The 14,663-nt window shown below is 65.9% G+C and carries 11 protein-coding genes; 4 read left to right on the top strand and 7 right to left on the bottom strand.

Annotated features, from left to right (window positions below):
- Nucleotides 1-52 precede the first annotated feature (52 nt).
- Complete coding sequence (locus ASF32_RS13250; RefSeq protein ID WP_056429169.1) at nucleotides 53-1,426, top strand: aminotransferase class I/II-fold pyridoxal phosphate-dependent enzyme; 1,374 nt, start codon at nucleotides 53-55, stop codon at nucleotides 1,424-1,426.
- Nucleotides 1,427-1,603: 177 nt separating this feature from the next.
- On the opposite strand, the gene ASF32_RS13245 is transcribed toward ASF32_RS13250, so the two are convergent.
- The 3 genes from ASF32_RS13245 to ASF32_RS13235 all read right to left on the bottom strand — a co-directional run bounded on the left by ASF32_RS13245 (nucleotide 1,604) and on the right by ASF32_RS13235 (nucleotide 5,997).
- A complete protein-coding gene (locus ASF32_RS13245) occupies nucleotides 1,604-2,773 on the bottom strand; it encodes a polysaccharide biosynthesis/export family protein (protein WP_056429168.1) in 1,170 nt (389 codons plus the stop codon).
- Nucleotides 2,774-3,007: 234 nt separating this feature from the next.
- The gene (locus ASF32_RS13240) at nucleotides 3,008-4,501 is read right to left on the bottom strand and encodes an LTA synthase family protein (protein ID WP_056429166.1); all 1,494 of its coding nucleotides are present in this window, start codon (nucleotides 4,499-4,501) and stop codon (nucleotides 3,008-3,010) included.
- Nucleotides 4,501-5,997 carry a capsular biosynthesis protein gene (locus ASF32_RS13235; protein WP_348271425.1) on the bottom strand — a complete coding sequence of 499 codons (1,497 nt, stop codon included), beginning with the start codon at nucleotides 5,995-5,997 and terminating at the stop codon, nucleotides 4,501-4,503. Before ASF32_RS13235 ends, ASF32_RS13240 begins: the two co-directional genes overlap by 1 nt.
- 316 nt (nucleotides 5,998-6,313) lie before the next feature.
- Between ASF32_RS13235 and ASF32_RS13230 the strand changes: the two genes are divergently transcribed.
- The 3 genes from ASF32_RS13230 to ASF32_RS13220 all read left to right on the top strand — a co-directional run bounded on the left by ASF32_RS13230 (nucleotide 6,314) and on the right by ASF32_RS13220 (nucleotide 9,360).
- Nucleotides 6,314-7,621: a capsular biosynthesis protein gene (locus tag ASF32_RS13230; RefSeq protein WP_056429163.1), complete on the top strand. Its 1,308-nt coding sequence runs from the start codon at nucleotides 6,314-6,316 to the stop codon at nucleotides 7,619-7,621.
- A 117-nt stretch (nucleotides 7,622-7,738) separates the two neighbouring features.
- Entirely contained in the window at nucleotides 7,739-8,509 is a 771-nt protein-coding gene (locus ASF32_RS13225; protein ID WP_056429160.1) for an SDR family NAD(P)-dependent oxidoreductase, read from the top strand.
- Nucleotides 8,506-9,360 carry a formyltransferase family protein gene (locus ASF32_RS13220; RefSeq protein ID WP_056429156.1) on the top strand — a complete coding sequence of 285 codons (855 nt, stop codon included), beginning with the start codon at nucleotides 8,506-8,508 and terminating at the stop codon, nucleotides 9,358-9,360. Before ASF32_RS13225 ends, ASF32_RS13220 begins: the two co-directional genes overlap by 4 nt.
- Nucleotides 9,361-9,490: 130 nt before the next feature.
- Here the strand turns inward: ASF32_RS13220 and ASF32_RS13215 are convergent, their stop codons facing one another.
- From ASF32_RS13215 to ASF32_RS13200, 4 genes are all read right to left on the bottom strand, one after another.
- Complete coding sequence (locus ASF32_RS13215) at nucleotides 9,491-10,357, bottom strand: porin family protein (protein ID WP_056429153.1); 867 nt, start codon at nucleotides 10,355-10,357, stop codon at nucleotides 9,491-9,493.
- A gap of 389 nt (nucleotides 10,358-10,746) precedes the next feature.
- The gene (gene ettA / locus ASF32_RS13210; protein ID WP_056429151.1) at nucleotides 10,747-12,399 is read right to left on the bottom strand and encodes an energy-dependent translational throttle protein EttA; all 1,653 of its coding nucleotides are present in this window, start codon (nucleotides 12,397-12,399) and stop codon (nucleotides 10,747-10,749) included.
- Between the two features lie 308 nt (nucleotides 12,400-12,707).
- Nucleotides 12,708-13,007, bottom strand: a complete 300-nt coding sequence (locus tag ASF32_RS13205; protein ID WP_244483640.1) for a hypothetical protein — start codon at nucleotides 13,005-13,007, stop codon at nucleotides 12,708-12,710.
- Between the two features lie 26 nt (nucleotides 13,008-13,033).
- Nucleotides 13,034-13,885, bottom strand: a complete 852-nt coding sequence (locus ASF32_RS13200) for a DNA/RNA non-specific endonuclease (RefSeq protein WP_082470270.1) — start codon at nucleotides 13,883-13,885, stop codon at nucleotides 13,034-13,036.
- Between the last annotated feature and the right edge of the window lie 778 nt (nucleotides 13,886-14,663).

Genomic DNA, 14,663 nt, shown 5'->3' with positions numbered 1-14,663 from the left:
CGAAAGGCCGGTCGCGTTCGGCGGCATCGGTCAATCGGAAGATTCAACACGCATGAGTAATCCAGCCCGCCCCGACGGCGGCCGCGCGGCGCTCGCGGGCTTCGTCACCAACCGGCTCGGCCGCAATGCCAACCGGCAGGCAGCGCCCCGCCCCGAGCCGAAGGCCACGGACGCATCGGTGCAGAAATTCGAGACCCTGCCGGGCTACCGCGAGTTGCGGCTGCAGCGCTCGGCCGCCGACCTGATCGGCCTCGGCAATCCGTTCTTCCGGGTCCACGAGACCAGGGCGGGCGCCACGACGCGCATCGCCGGCAAGGGCTTCGTCAATTTCTCGTCCTACGATTATCTCGGGCTCAACGGACATCCCGACGTCAGCGAGGCGGCGCGCAGGGCCATCGACGAGTTCGGCACCTCGGCCTCCGCGAGCCGGATCGTCGCCGGCGAGCGCCCAGGCCATATCCGCCTCGAACAGGCGCTGGCCGACCATTACGAGACCGAAGCCTGCGTCGTGATGGTGAGCGGCCACGCCACCAACGTCACGACGATCGGTGCGCTGCTGGAACCCGGTGACGTGATCTTTCACGATGCGCTGAGCCATAATAGCATCGTCACCGGGGCCCAGCTCTCGGGAGCCCAGCGTCGCTCCTTCGCCCATAACGATCTCAACGCCCTGGAGACCCTGCTCGGCGCCACGCGCCACGAGCATCGCCGCGCACTGATCGTGGTCGAAGGCCTCTACAGCATGGACGGGGATGCGCCGGACCTCGCCGGCCTCGTCGCCCTGAAACAGCGCTACGATGCCTGGCTGATGGTGGACGATGCCCACGGGCTCGGCGTCCTCGGCCGTACGGGAACCGGGCTCGCTGAGCATTGCGACGTCGATTCGCACCTCGTCGATATCTGGATGGGCACGCTCTCGAAGACCCTGTCGTCCTGCGGCGGCTACATCGCCGGCCCGGCGGCCCTGATCGAGTACCTCAAATGCACCGCCGGGGGCTTCATCTACAGCGTCGGCCTGTCCCCGCCGCTGGCCGCCGCCGCCGAGGCGTCCCTTGCCCTGATGCAGGCCGAGCCGCACCGGGTCGAGCGACTGCGCCAGAACGGCCACCTGTTCCTGTCATGCGCCAAGAAGCATGGGCTCGATACCGGAACGAGCCTCGGCCTCGCCGTGATTCCCGTCATCGTCGGCGATTCGCTGAAATCGGTCACCTTGTCGGACCGCCTGTACAAGCGCGGCATCAACGTGCAGCCGATCATCCATCCGGCGGTGCCCGAGCGCTCTTCGCGCCTGCGCTTCTTCATCACCTCCGAACACACGCCGGAGCAGATCCGCGAGACCGTGACGGCAGTGGCCGAGGAACTCGCGGAGATCGAGAAGGGTGGCTCCCTCATCGAGCAGCTGATGGCCAAGCGCGGCAAGCCCTGAGGTCATTCGACCGGCTCGGCCGACACGTGTCACGGCATCATCCGATGGGATGCCGTGACGATGGGATGACGATGATGGCAATGCGGCCCTGAGCCCAAGCCGTCCGAAGCTCACGCCGGACGCCCCGTCTCCTGTCGGTATGGGCGTACGGGATTGCCGGAGCCCTTGCGCTCCTTCTCAGAACGCTCCGCCCACGCGTGCGCCGGTCGTGATCGGCTGGGCCGCCGCGGCGAAGACGGAGAGGATCTTCTTGATCTCGGTGAACGGCGCGTTCGAGACGTAGACCATATCGCGGTTGCGCATGCGGAAGGCCTGGGTGAGGAACAGGCTGTTCGGGTCGCGCATGTCGAACCGATAGACCACAGGGACGAGCGGCGTACCGAGAAGCGGGCTTCCGGGCTTCAGGCGACGGACCACCGGCGCCGGCTCGAAGCGGAACAGGAACGTGCCGGTGGGGTCGGCATCGGCGTCGCTCTGGCCGCGCGCCTTGGCCAGCGCCTGCGCCAAAGTGATGCCCTCGGCCTGGAACGGGATTTCATTCGACGAGCCCAGGGCCCCGATGGCCAGGAAGGTCTGGGGATCGCGCACCAGGGTGAGGTTGTCGTTGGGGCGCAGGTAGATGTTTTCCTTGGGGTTCGACACCACGGTCGTCAGCGGCACCGTCGCGGTCCTGCCGTTGCGCGACAGACGCACGAAGGTTTCGCTGACCGGGGCTCTTACGCCACCGGCGGTGGCGATGACGTCGAGGATGCGATCGCCCTGGGTGCCGAGCGGAACGCGGGCACCGCCCACCGCCTCGCCGCCTACCGTGACGGATTGCGAGACCGGGCGGCTCACGGTGACGATCACCTGAGGCTGGATCGCCTTGCCGGCGAGCTCGGTCTCGATCAGCGACTGGACGTCCTGGGCGCGGCGCCCCGCGACCTTGATCCGACCGGCATAGGGGACCGAGATCGCGCCATCGCGCGAGACGACCTGCTCGGGCAGCTGCGCCGCCTTCGAGCCGGCGGACATCGAGTTGACCGTGAGCGGTCCGGAATAGAGGCCACCCGATCCGGCTTCGAACACCGAGACGGCCACGGCGTCGCCAATGCCGATCACCGCTTCCGAGGGCATGCGTCCATCCCCGAACGAGGAGAGCAGGCTGTCGAGGGGGCGTCCGCGCAGGGCCTCCACCACCGCGGCGTTCACGTCGATGAACTCGTAGCGGGCGAAGGTCCCTTCGCTCGTCGACTGATCCGCGCCGTCCACCACGGCCGAGGTCGACGGACCGGCGGCGGGCAGGAAGGCGTTGCAGCCGGACACCGTGACGGCGATGGCAATGGCCAGGGTGGCTTTGGGAAACATCGAACTCTCCTAGACCCGCCCCCGCGACGAGTGCCTTGTCAGATCACGTGTCGGGTCGGCGGATACGCACCGTCCGTCATCTCCAGTCTCGCTGGCTGGCCACGTGGGCCTGTGCGAGAGCGGACCTTTCGAACGGTCCACCTTTCATAGCGCCAAAACTCTTCGATCGTTTAACGATCGCTCTACTATCGCATGGTCGAAGCGATGCGCGGTCTCGCGTCGGTCACGTTCGTGTCAGTACGATGGTGAGGCGATAGCCGATCCGGCCTCGTCTGCCGAGCGCTCCCCGATGCGGAATCGGAGGAAACGACCGAGTCCGTCGGCGCTCATATCGATGCGCTGCGGCGTTTCCCTGAACGCTCCGAAGCCGAAGATCGCGTAATCGGTAGCTGTATCGCCGAAGCCGGGCGTGCAGGTCGGCAGGGATGGGGCGTGATCGCCATAGACGCACAGGATCGCATCGCGCCCTTCCAGACCTTCGATCAAGGTCTCGACGGCCCGGCCGGTATGGGCCACGTGGTGGAGATACTGGTCCAGCGGCTCGGTGATGCCGTCGAGCCGCCCGCGTTTCCACGGCCCATGGTTCTCCATGGTCACGGCGAAAACGAAAATGGGCTCTTGCACCGCATCGACCTCCGCCAGGATGCGGGCCATGACGGCCTCATCGGCGATATAGGGCCCGATTCTCGCGGCCCCGATGAAATCATCCTCCATCACCAGCCGGGTGAAACCGAACCGCCGCATCACCTCGGCGCGCTGGAAGAAGTCGCGGTGGAAGGGATGCACGAACACGGTGGCGTACCCTGCCCCCGATGCAAGCCGGGCAAGGCTCGTCGGTTCGTCGCCACCGCCGCTGAGATAGGGATCGTAGCGCCCGAACCCGAGGCTTTCCGGTTCTCGTCCGGTGAGGAGGGCGTGCTCCGTCCGCATCGTGTAGGCACCGTGGGCTGGGACCGTCAGCCGGCCATAGCGCGAGGCACGGTGGCGGATCGTCTCCATCAATGGCAGATCCGGACCGCCGAGCCGGGCCGGATCGACGAAGGATTCGAGCTGGACGACGACAATGACCGGTGCCGGAGCGGCCGGCCCGGGCGCAGCGGTATCGTCCGGTTCGGGAGCCGGCACGTCGCTCGTCCAGCGCAGGGTATAGGCGATGATCGTGGCCGGCAGCCCGTAGCGGGCGCAATCCGCGTCGAGATCGGGTCGGGGAAACCGGGTCGCGAGCCATGGCGCCGCCATTCCAGTGGCGAGGCCGGAGGCCAATCCGACCAGGAGGCAAGGCAGACCGATAAGCGAGACGACGGCGACGCTCGGCTCTTGAGGCAGCGCGCTAGGCTCGATCCAGTACCACAGGGCGACGACGACGAGGCTTGCCCCGAGGGGGACAGCCATGCGCGGGTCGGTAATCGGTCTCGTATAATAGAGGTCCGGATGGCGAGGCACCTGGCGCAACAGGGCGAAATCGCTGAAGACCAGCGGCTCGCCGATCACCGCCTGCTTCAACCGGCTGACCACGACCAGGATCGCGACGGTGAGCAGGCAGGAAAAGGACGCGAGCCAGGGGCGCCAGGAGAAGCAGAACCAGAATATCGTCAGGAGCGCATAGCCGCCAAGTCGTACGGCCAGCTCGCTGGGGCGTCTGCCGATTGGCCGCCGGCCCGCACCATCCCACGCCTCGATGGCGAGGGAGCCGATCAACGCCAAGCTGAGAGCTGCGAGCAGAGTCATCACTTGTCGCCGCCTCGCCCGATCCCCCGTCGCGCCCGGATCAGGCGGACGATGGGGTTCAGAACGGCGTAGCGTAGGCGCATGACGGTCTGTGCCCTGCGACTGAGGGCGAGCTTCGAGGGGGCGGCGGCCTCTCGGCTCTGGCTCAGCCGCTCGAGGAGTTGCTCGGGCGTGCACGGCTTCATCGCCACGGGATCGAGATAGAGCGGGTAGACGAGAAGCGCTCCTGCGACGAGTTCGTCGAGGGCGAGCCGCCGCCCCCTGTCGGCGCCCGGTGCGAGATCCTCGGTGAGCCCCCAGCCGGCATAGAAGGGGCGGCCATGGACCGCCACGCTCAAGCCTCGGATCAGCGCCTCGAATCCGGCAAGCGAGGTCATCGTCTCCACATGGTGCGCCCGGTCGAGGAGGTCGACGATGGAGAGCCCCGCCACGATCCTGTCGGCCAGGGCCAGAACCTCGGCCTCCGGGATCGCGCCCGGCCGGAAGCCGGCCTCCACGTCGGGATGCGGTTTATAGAGTAGAAATGCTCCCGGATTCCGGCTGCGGGCCGCGCGCAGGAGTTCGAGATTCGAGCGGACATGCGGTGAGCCGTGGCGCACCGAGGCATCGTCCTCGACCTGCCCCGGCACCAGCACGATGCGCCGATCCTCGGGCCACCCCGATGCATTTCCGGCGAGCCCGACATTGTATTTCGTCAGGCGCCGTTCCACCACGAGCCGGCGCAGGAGCGAGGCCCTGGCCACGAGCTCGGGCGAGAAATCCTCGTTCTTCAGGATGCGAGCGAGGCGGCTTTCGGTGCGGGGGTCGTAATAGATGCCGCTGTCATCCACGACGATAGAAGCGCCCGGCTGTAGGCTCGCTCCAAGCCCCACCGACCGCAGGAATCCGTCCTCGATCCGGGCCAGGGGAATACCGTGCTCCGCGCAGAGCGACGGCAAATGTGCCGGCATCCGCGTCGCCCAGGCGAGGATGCGGGCCTTTCCGGCTTGTCCCCTGCTCCTCGCCTTCGCCACCGCCTCCTCGGCATTCATGGCGTAAACGGGCTTACCCGCCGGTCCGCCGACGAAGACATCGAGGGCCGGCCGCTTCCAGCGCGAGATGCCGACGAGGACGGTGAGGCTATCGTTGTCGCGGAACCGGCGTTCCAGCCAGGCCACCCGATCGCGGCATTCGCCGAGGCTGATCGGCTGCCGAGTCCAAGGGTCGAACGCATGGATCCCGGCCTCGCCACCGAACGGAACTCCGTCAAGGGTGAAGCGCAGGCTGGACAGACCCCTTTCGGGAGAATCGTAGGGGCTGAGCAGAGGCCCCGGTTCGACGGAGAGGAGCCGGCGACTCGCCATTTGCAGGCACCACCCGGCAAGCCCGCGCCGTCCCCAGATCACCCCGATGGCGCCCGGAGCCCAGGCTTGAGCGAAGGCGAGACCGGTCACGGATTCGATCTCGGCTCGCAGAGCCCGAATCGGCCGGCTCGTGGCAAGCAGCGGCCGGGGCACCGACGAGGCGGCCGGGGGGAAAGGTGGCGAAAGCTCGGGCAATGGTTATGGCGGATCCGGTTATGCGGGGCCGCAGGCATACGACGATCCGCGCCGTCACGCGATCCGATCTCGTGGGAGAACGGGCAATCGAAGCGTTCGAGTTCGGGATCTCAAAGGCGTCGCCAGCGCGTCATGTTGCAGACACATCACGCGGCCAGAAATTCCGTTAAGGACCCCGTGCTACCCAATTGCCGCAATGCACCATCCGTGCGATCAGGGCTCTCACGTGCCCATTCGACACGCCCTCGCAGGGCGCAGGAGCAAGCACTTCCGCATGTTGCCGACACGCGTAGACACGACACGCGAGAGGCCAGCGACCTTCCTGTTTCTGCAGGGGATCGCGTCGCCCTTCTTTGCGGATCTCGGCCAAGCGCTCCTCAAGCGCGGCCATCGGGTTCGACGTATCAACTTTTCATCGGGCGACTGGCTGTTCTGGCGCCTCGGCTCCGACAATTATCGCGGCCCTCGCGACGGCTGGGATGCCTATATCGCCGGCTATATCGTCGAGCACGGCGTGACCGATATCGTGCTGTTCGGCGATTGCCGGCCGTATCATGTCGCGGCGCGAGAGGCCGCAAGCCCCCTCGGCGTCCGTATCCACGTGTTCGAGGAAGGCTATCTGCGGCCGAACTGGGTCACGTGCGAACTCGGCGGTGTCAACGGCCATTCCTCGCTGCCTCGCTGTCCCGACGAGATCCACGCCATCGCCCGCCGCCTGCCGCTGGCCGGCCGCGCTATGCCGGCGAGCGGTGACATGGCCCGGCGCAGCCTGTGGGATGTGGCCTACAACGTCGCCAATATCGGCTTTCCCTATTTCTTCCCACATTTTCGCAGCCACCGACCGATTCATATCGCGGCGGAATATGTCGGTTGGATCAAGAAGTTCGCCGGCCGGGCCAGTACACGCCGCCAGGCGCGGGAACTCAATGAAATCTATCTGGCGCGCAAGCACGAGTATTTCCTGCTGCCATTGCAGCTCGACAGCGATTACCAGATTCGCATCCACTCGCCCTTTCTGGGGGTCGAAGGGTTCATGGACCGGGCCATCGCGTCCTTTGCCGCCCATGCCAGCACCGCCGCGCGCCTACTGATCAAGCTTCACCCCCTCGACAGCGGGCTGGTCAATTGGCGCAAACACGCCAGGAACTCCGCCCGGCGTCATGGCGTAGAAGACCGGCTCGATTTCATCGATGGCGGCGACCTGCCGAACCTCATCGCCGGCAGCCGAGGCGTCGTCCTGGTGAACAGCACGGTAGGGATGCTGTCCCTTGAGCTCGGCCGTCCGACGGTCGCCGCGGGTGATGCGATCTACAACATACCCGGCCTCACGCATCAGGGTGGGCTCGACACCTTCTGGAAGAAGCCGGAAGCTCCCGACATGCAGCTGGTCGCGGATTTTCGTCGGGTCGTCTTGCATCGGACCCAGGTCAATGGCGGATTCTTCTCCCGTCCGTCGATCGACCGAGCCGTGGCGGGGAGCGTCTCGCGCCTCGAAGCCCGTCTGCCTGCACCGGCCCTGGCCGCCGCAAGGGTGATTCGCGAGCGCACGACGACGACGCCGGAACTCGCGCCGGTCTATTGACCGAGCGCCGCCGGGCTTCGACTCATTCCGGGGACGGTGCGCCTTCATATCGGCACGGCATCATCTTGTCCGAGAACGGGTTCCCGCTTGCCAGGGTGATGCTCTAGAACAGGCCTCATGCCCGTCATTCTCATCACCGGTGCGTCGAGCGGTATCGGCGCGGCTCTCGCCCGGCATTACGCTGCGCCCGGCACGCATCTCGTTCTGAATGCGCGTGGCATCGACAGGCTGAATACCGTCGCCGCCGCGTGCCGCGACCTCGGCGCAACCGTGGCGGCCCGGTCCATCGACGTGCGCGACAGGCAGGCCGTGGGCGAATGGCTACGCGAGACGCACGCGGTGACGCCCCTCGATCTCGTCATCGTCAATGCCGGCATCAACGGCGGCCATCCCGGTGGGGATATCGAGACCGAGGCGATGGCGTTCGAGACCGTCGACGTCAATCTCAACGGCGCACTGAATGTCGCCCTACCCTGCGTGACCCTGATGCTGGCGCGCGGGAGCGGCCAGATCGCACTGATCTCGTCTCTCGCGGCCTTCGCGCCCTTGCCCGACGCACCGGCCTATAGTGGTACCAAGGCGGCTTTGCTCGCCCACGGATTGGCGCTGCGCGCCAAGCTCGGTCCGCGTGGCGTCCGGATGAACGTGGTGACTCCCGGTTACGTGAAAACCACCATGGGTGGGGATTACGAGGGCTGGCGTCCGATGGAGATGAGTGCCGAGGAGGCGGCTATCCGCATCGCGCGCGGCCTCGCCCGCGACCTCGACATCATCGCCTTCCCAGAGCCCCTCGCCTCCCTGGCACGCGGATCGGCCTTGCTGCCGGAGAGCCTGCGACGCCGCTCCATGCGCGGTTTCCGGTTCAAGGTCGGGCGTAGCAAGCGATGACGCGCCCCCGTATCGCATTGTTCGTGCTCGAAGCGTTGCCGAATGCCCGTGCCGCCCGCCAGTTCGTGCAGGACCATGCCGGCGACATCGCCTTTGTCGGGCTGTCGAATGCGGAGCGTCCGAACTCGGGTGGTCTCACCGGCCAGGTCCGGCGCCACCTCGCCCGGTCGGGCCCGGCATTCCTGCCCTATCTCGCGGTGAATTTCGGTCTGCCCGATCTGCTGGCTCCGGCATCGGGAATGCTGCGGCGCTTGACGGGGGCTGGACATGTGGCCACGGCGACGCCGCTCAAGGCATTGTGCCGGACGCTCGGTATTCCGACTCTCCGCATCGATGACGTCAACGGATCGGATGTGGTCCAGGCCTTCGAGGCCCATGTGCCGGACCTCATCGTCGCGTTCCATTTCGACCAGATCTTTTCCGCCGCGACCCTGGCATTGGCGCCGCTTGGAGGAATCAACGTCCATCCCGGCCTGCTGCCGCGCCATCGTGGGCCGGTGCCGACGATCCACGCGCTGGCAGAGGAGGTTCCCGGCTTCGGCGTCACGATCCATCGCTTGACGCCAGCAATCGACGCGGGGGCGATCCTCGCCCAGGAAGCATCGGACTTTCCGTCCGGCACCACCGCCACCCGCGCGGCGATCCTGCTGCATGAGAGGGGGCGCGTCCTCCTCGATGGGGTGCTCGACGATCTCGCCGCAGGTATCCTAGGCGAAGGCATGGTGGCGGAGGCCCTGCCCTACTGCCCGTTCCCGGACCGGGCGCTGCTGGCGGGTCTCGCGAGACAGAACCGAAAGCTTGTCGATGGCGCCGATCTGCGAGCCGCGTTGAGCGTGCACGCGACGACTTGAATGCGCCCACCGGCCGGAGCAGCCGGATTGATATCATGAGAAAACGGCCCGGTCCTGGGGACCGGGCCGTTTGATGGCTTTCGCTGTCGTTCTACTACCGAAGCGAAGACCGCTCCGGCAGAGTCGAACCTCAGAGGCCGCCGAACTTGTAGTTGAAGCCGGCCTTGATAAGGTTGCCCTCGGTGCTGAAGCGCGAGGTGTAGGAACCGGTCGAGGGAGCGCCGAGGCCGGTGTTGTTCACCAGGACGTTGCGGCTGCCGAGGTCGTAATGCAGGTACTCGGCCTTCAGCGTGATGGCGCTGGCGCCGATGAAGCTGCCGATGAAGTTGAAACGGTTGAGGAAGCTGTCGGTGGGGATCGCCCACTCGATGCCGCCGCCATAAGCGTAGCCGGTCTCCATGTCGTTATAGCGGCCGGCATAGGCCAGAGCGCCGGCGCCGTTGAAGAAGTTGGCGCCGTAATTGACGTTGCCGTAGGCGAAGCCGCCGGTGCCGTAGACGAGGACCGTGTCGAAGGCGTAGCCGATGCGGCCCTGGACGGTGCCGAGATAGTCGAGGCGCTGGCGCAGGTTAGCGGGATTGAGGGGGCCTCCAACCGTGCTGCTGGGGCCGAAATAGGCGTAGCTCTTGCTGATGTCGGTCCAGGTCACGTCGGCATTGACGCCGAGGACGAAGCCTGAACCGGGGGTCAGCTGATAGTTGTAGCCGATGCCGCCGCCGACATTGCCGATACCGTCCTGCTCGGAACGGAACGTGCCGGGGCGACGGTCCAGACGCACGTTCTCGCGCGTGTTGAATTCGTTGCCGGTGGTGCGGATCGTCTGATCGTCGCTCCAGGCGTAGGAGCTGTGGGTGCCGAGATAGAAGCCGGTCCAGGTGAAGACCGGGACGGGCGAGAAGACCGGCGGGGGAGCGGCGCGGCGCGGAAGATCCGCGGCCGAAGCGGCGCCGGCCAGAAGAACGGAGGCGGTGCCGGCGAGAAGAAGCTTCGCGATCATGATGAGGATGTCCGTGGGGGCTGACCTTGAGGTCAAATTAGCCCCTCTCAAACGGCTCGCCTATGACCCCCGAGCCACACCCTAACGTAGAAACGAGCGTCGTCGGCCGATCTCCATCGATACGGAGGCGGCGCCCTTAGAAATTTCGTTCGACGGGGCGAAAAGACGAAGACATCGAGATCGGTAACGTTTCGATCATCTTTGCTTCAACGCTGAGCCTCCTGCCGACATCGTGCCGGTCTTAGGTGAAGACCGGGTGGAGTTCTGCAGGGCTTTGCAAGAACAATGCCGCTACCCGATCGATCAAGTGCGGCATCGTCGCCTCGGCCTCCCGCCCGGCCAAGGGCCGGACATACGAAATCGGCCCGGTCTTGGACCGGGCCGCGTCGTCAGCGCGAGAACTTCTTGTACTTGATCTTCTTCGGCATGAGGGAATCGGCGCCGAGGCGACGCTTCTTGTCCTCTTCGTAATCCGAGAAGTTGCCCTCGAACCATTCCACATGGCTCTCGCCCTCGAAAGCGAGGATGTGGGTCGCGATGCGGTTCAGGAACCAGCGATCGTGGCTGATGATGACGGCGCAGCCGGCATAATCCTCCAACGCCTCTTCCAGCGCCCGCAGGGTCTCCATGTCGAGATCGTTGGTGGGCTCGTCGAGCAGCAGCACGTTGGCACCGCCCTTGAGCGTGCGGGCCAGATGCACGCGGTTGCGCTCACCGCCCGACAGTGTGCCGACCTTCTTCTGCTGGTCGGAGCCCTTGAAGGCGAAGGCCGCGCAATAGGCGCGGGAATTGATCTCGCGCTTGTTGAAATAAATGATGTCGTTGCCGCCCGAGACTTCCTGCCAGACCGTGGCGCCGGGATCGAGGGCGTCGCGCGACTGGTCGACATAGCCGAGATGCACGGTCTCGCCGACGGAGATGGTGCCGCCATCGGGCTTCTCCTGGCCGGTGATCATCTTGAACAACGTGGTCTTGCCGGCGCCGTTCGGCCCGATGACGCCGACGATACCGCCGGGAGGCAATTTGAACGACAGGTCCTCGATCAGCAGGCGGTCGCCGAACGCCTTGTTGAGGTGCTCGAACTCGATGACGTTGTTGCCGAGGCGCTCGTCGATCGGGATGACGATCTGGGCCGAAGCGTCGATCTTGTCCTGAGACTTCGCCACGAGCTCCTCGTAGCGGGTGATGCGGGCCTTCGACTTCGACTGGCGGGCCTTGGGCGAGGCCGAGATCCATTCCTGCTCGCGATTGATGGCGCGCTGGCGCGCCATATCCTCACGGCCTTCCTGGGCGAGGCGCTTCTGCTTCTGAATCAACCAGGCGGAGTAGTTGCCCTCGTAGGGGTAGCCGCGGGTGCGGTCGAGTTCGAGGATCCAGCCGGTGACGTTGTCGAGGAAGTAGCGATCGTGGGTCACGATCAGGATCGCGCCGGGATATTGCTTCAGGTGGCCTTCGAGCCAGTTCACCGTCTCGGCGTCGAGATGGTTGGTGGGCTCGTCGAGGAGGAGCAGTTCCGGCTCCCAGAGCAGCAGCTTGCAGAGCGCCACGCGGCGGCGCTCGCCGCCCGACAGGGTGGCGACCGGCTGCTCGTCGCTGGGGCAGCCGAGGGCCTCCATGGCCTGATCGACCTTCGAGTCGAGCTCCCACAGATCCTTGGCTTCGATCTGGTCCTGGAGGGCGGTCATCTCGTCCGCCGTCTCCTCGGAATAGTTCATCGCGAGTTCGTTGTAGCGGTCGAGCAGCGCCTGCTTCTCGGCGACGCCCTCCATCACGTTCTCGCGCACCGACTTGTTGGGATCGAGCTGCGGCTCCTGCGGCAGGTAGCCGACGCGGGCGCCCTGGGCGACGAAGCCCTCGCCGGTCCATTCTGTGTCGATGCCGGCCATGATCTTGAGCAGGGTCGACTTGCCCGAGCCGTTGATGCCGAGCACGCCGATCTTGGCGTCCGGATAGAACGACAGGTTGACGTTATCGAGGATCTTCTTGCCGCCGGTATAGGTCTTTGTCAGACCCTTCATGTGGTAGATGAATTCGCGCGCCATGAGCGTCCGGTATCCTTGACTATTGCTGGGCGGCGCGGCGCTTGGGCGCTTGATCGGCCGCCGGAAATGGCGTGAATGGGGCTCGCCGCCGAGGTCGCGCGCCATGAGGGCGGCGCGCGTTGCTCTGGTCTGCCCGGTCCATCCCACGTGCGGTGGCATCGAACGGCGTCGTGCCATCCTTGAAACCGCACCGCGTCGGACAATGGTTGGACCTACCAGGGCGGCGGGTCAGCGGCAAGAACGGGTATGGTCCGCAAGCGGAGCGGAAGAGCCCTTTCTGCGCGGGGTCGAAGCTACGCCGAAGCGGCTCACGCGAAAGGGTTCTCGACTTTTCGCGTGTTCGAGGCCGTTCGCGTCACCTCGTCCGGCAGGTCGGCCGTTTCGAGCACGGCGACGATCTCCTCTGCGATGGTTCTGAGCCTGCGCGCCCGTTCCAGCCCCGCTTTGTCCCGTGAGAGGTCGAGGCTGCCGTGAAGGGCGATCGCCAGGGTGCCGTTCTCCACCGAGAGGCCGCCGATGGTCTCGACCGTGGCGTCATCCGCGAAGGGCGTGAAGGCGTCAGGTTCCGTCCTCATCGTGGCCGTTCCGGTCTCATCCGGCTTCGTCATATCCGCCTCTCGTCTCGTTCGAGCGTTCAGAAGATCGACTTCAGAAACTCGCGAAGCACACGCCGCGCGATCCGCTCGAGGGTTGCAAGGGCCCATTCCTCGAAGCTCGGCTCATCGCGCGTGCGCCCTTTCGGTCGCCCACCCGCCGTGTCGCCCCGGGAATAGGTGCGCGGTTCGGGCAGGTCCATCATGGAAGCGACGAGCCCGGGAAAGACGTCGATCCCCGAGAGCGTCGTCAACTCGTCGAGCGGGATCGACCGCCAGTCCGCATCGGCGCGGTTCGGCACGAGATAAGCCGCCGCCTCGCCGCGGGCCGGATCGTACACCGCCTTGAACAGCGACGTCGGCACTAGGACACGCCCGTCGAGAGAGTCGATGCTCGTGCCCGAATAGATCGTCCCGGTGACGACGAAGAGCTGCCCCCGCGCCACGGCGAGGCGTCGGACGCTCTCCTCGATCGCAGCCCACAGGCCCCGGTTCAGGGCACGGTCCTGGGGCACCACATTGGCCAGCGTGAAGGATTCGGCTTGCGCCGCCTCACTCGGCATGTCCCCGGCAGGCGCCATATGGCCCCGGTCGAAGCCACTACGGACATAATCGTCGAGCCGGGCGCGGCTAGCCGCCGGCAGTCGGTCTTCCTCGTGGAAGGAATCGGTCCGATCGACGATGCGCGCCGCAGAGACGCTCGCCCGCGTCAGATATTCGGAGGCGTAGACGGGGGTGCGCGACACGCCCGAATGCAGCACCGCGAAAGCCTCGTAGCAGAGGCTCGTCGTCTCAGCGGAGAGCTTGCGGTTGACGATCACCGGTATCTGTCCGCGAGCGAACAGGGAGGGGCAGGCGACGCCCGCCCGGCTCTCCTCCGCCGAAACCAACATTCCGACGAACAGGAACGCCGCCGCATGTGGCAGCCGCCTGAGGCGCACCCTCGGCGAGGCGGCTTCCGGAAGGATGACCCTCAATAGCAAACCCGGACCTTGCGCGTGCCGGAGGGGGTCGGACGCCAGCGATAGCCACAGGGCCGGCCGAGCGTTCCCTCGAAGGGGTGGACCCGCCGGTCGGGCTGCTGCGACGCGCCGGGATGGCTGCACCCATCGAGTCTGTCGCATGGGAGCTTGAATTCGAAGACCGGCGCCGGGACGCCGTCCCAGACGCCCTGGCCGGACCGGGGAGACGCCACCGATGGTTCAGGACAAAGCGTCACACAGGCAGAAAGGCCCAAGAGCACCATCGCGGACAGGGGTCGACAACAGGTCATTCGGGCTCGCCGTGAAGTCATCGCCGTGCGAAAAGCCAATCTTCGACATTGATCGATCAGCCACAAATCCTTACCTCCTTCGGCCGTTCCAGGCACCAAATGCGTGGGGCACGGCCAGAAGACTCGATATGGCGACGTGGCATTGACCGACGGTAGCGTTATAATGCGCGTTGGTCACGGCGGCCACGCTGCATGAAAGTCGCCAAAGCCAGGATCGACGGATGTCTCGCCCGAAGCCGATAGCGGCAGGTGGGGCGCGCTGTCGATCGGTTACCTGATTCAAAGAAGTGAGTGAGCCATTGTCACGGATAGAAACCTCGATCCTCGACGGGCTTGACGAGACGTCTGCTCTTCGCGCGCTTCCCGAGAGCCAGCTTCAGGCGGTGGCGGACGCTGTG

The organism is Methylobacterium sp. Leaf91, from assembly GCF_001422815.1.
In the GTDB taxonomy this organism is placed as follows: Bacteria; Pseudomonadota; Alphaproteobacteria; order Rhizobiales; family Beijerinckiaceae; genus Methylobacterium.
This window is presented reverse-complemented; position numbering and strand designations above follow the sequence as displayed.

Coding starts and splice junctions, on each gene's coding strand:
- ASF32_RS13250 (WP_056429169.1), top strand. CDS start 53: ATGAGTAATCCAGCCCGCCCCGACGGCGGCCGCGCGGCGCTCGCGGGC.
- ASF32_RS13245 (WP_056429168.1), bottom strand. CDS start 2,773: ATGTTTCCCAAAGCCACCCTGGCCATTGCCATCGCCGTCACGGTGTCC.
- ASF32_RS13240 (WP_056429166.1), bottom strand. CDS start 4,501: ATGACTCTGCTCGCAGCTCTCAGCTTGGCGTTGATCGGCTCCCTCGCC.
- ASF32_RS13230 (WP_056429163.1), top strand. CDS start 6,314: ATGTTGCCGACACGCGTAGACACGACACGCGAGAGGCCAGCGACCTTC.
- ASF32_RS13225 (WP_056429160.1), top strand. CDS start 7,739: ATGCCCGTCATTCTCATCACCGGTGCGTCGAGCGGTATCGGCGCGGCT.
- ASF32_RS13220 (WP_056429156.1), top strand. CDS start 8,506: ATGACGCGCCCCCGTATCGCATTGTTCGTGCTCGAAGCGTTGCCGAAT.
- ASF32_RS13215 (WP_056429153.1), bottom strand. CDS start 10,357: ATGATCGCGAAGCTTCTTCTCGCCGGCACCGCCTCCGTTCTTCTGGCC.
- ettA (WP_056429151.1), bottom strand. CDS start 12,399: ATGGCGCGCGAATTCATCTACCACATGAAGGGTCTGACAAAGACCTAT.
- ASF32_RS13205 (WP_244483640.1), bottom strand. CDS start 13,007: ATGACGAAGCCGGATGAGACCGGAACGGCCACGATGAGGACGGAACCT.
- ASF32_RS13200 (WP_082470270.1), bottom strand. CDS start 13,885: ATGTTGGTTTCGGCGGAGGAGAGCCGGGCGGGCGTCGCCTGCCCCTCC.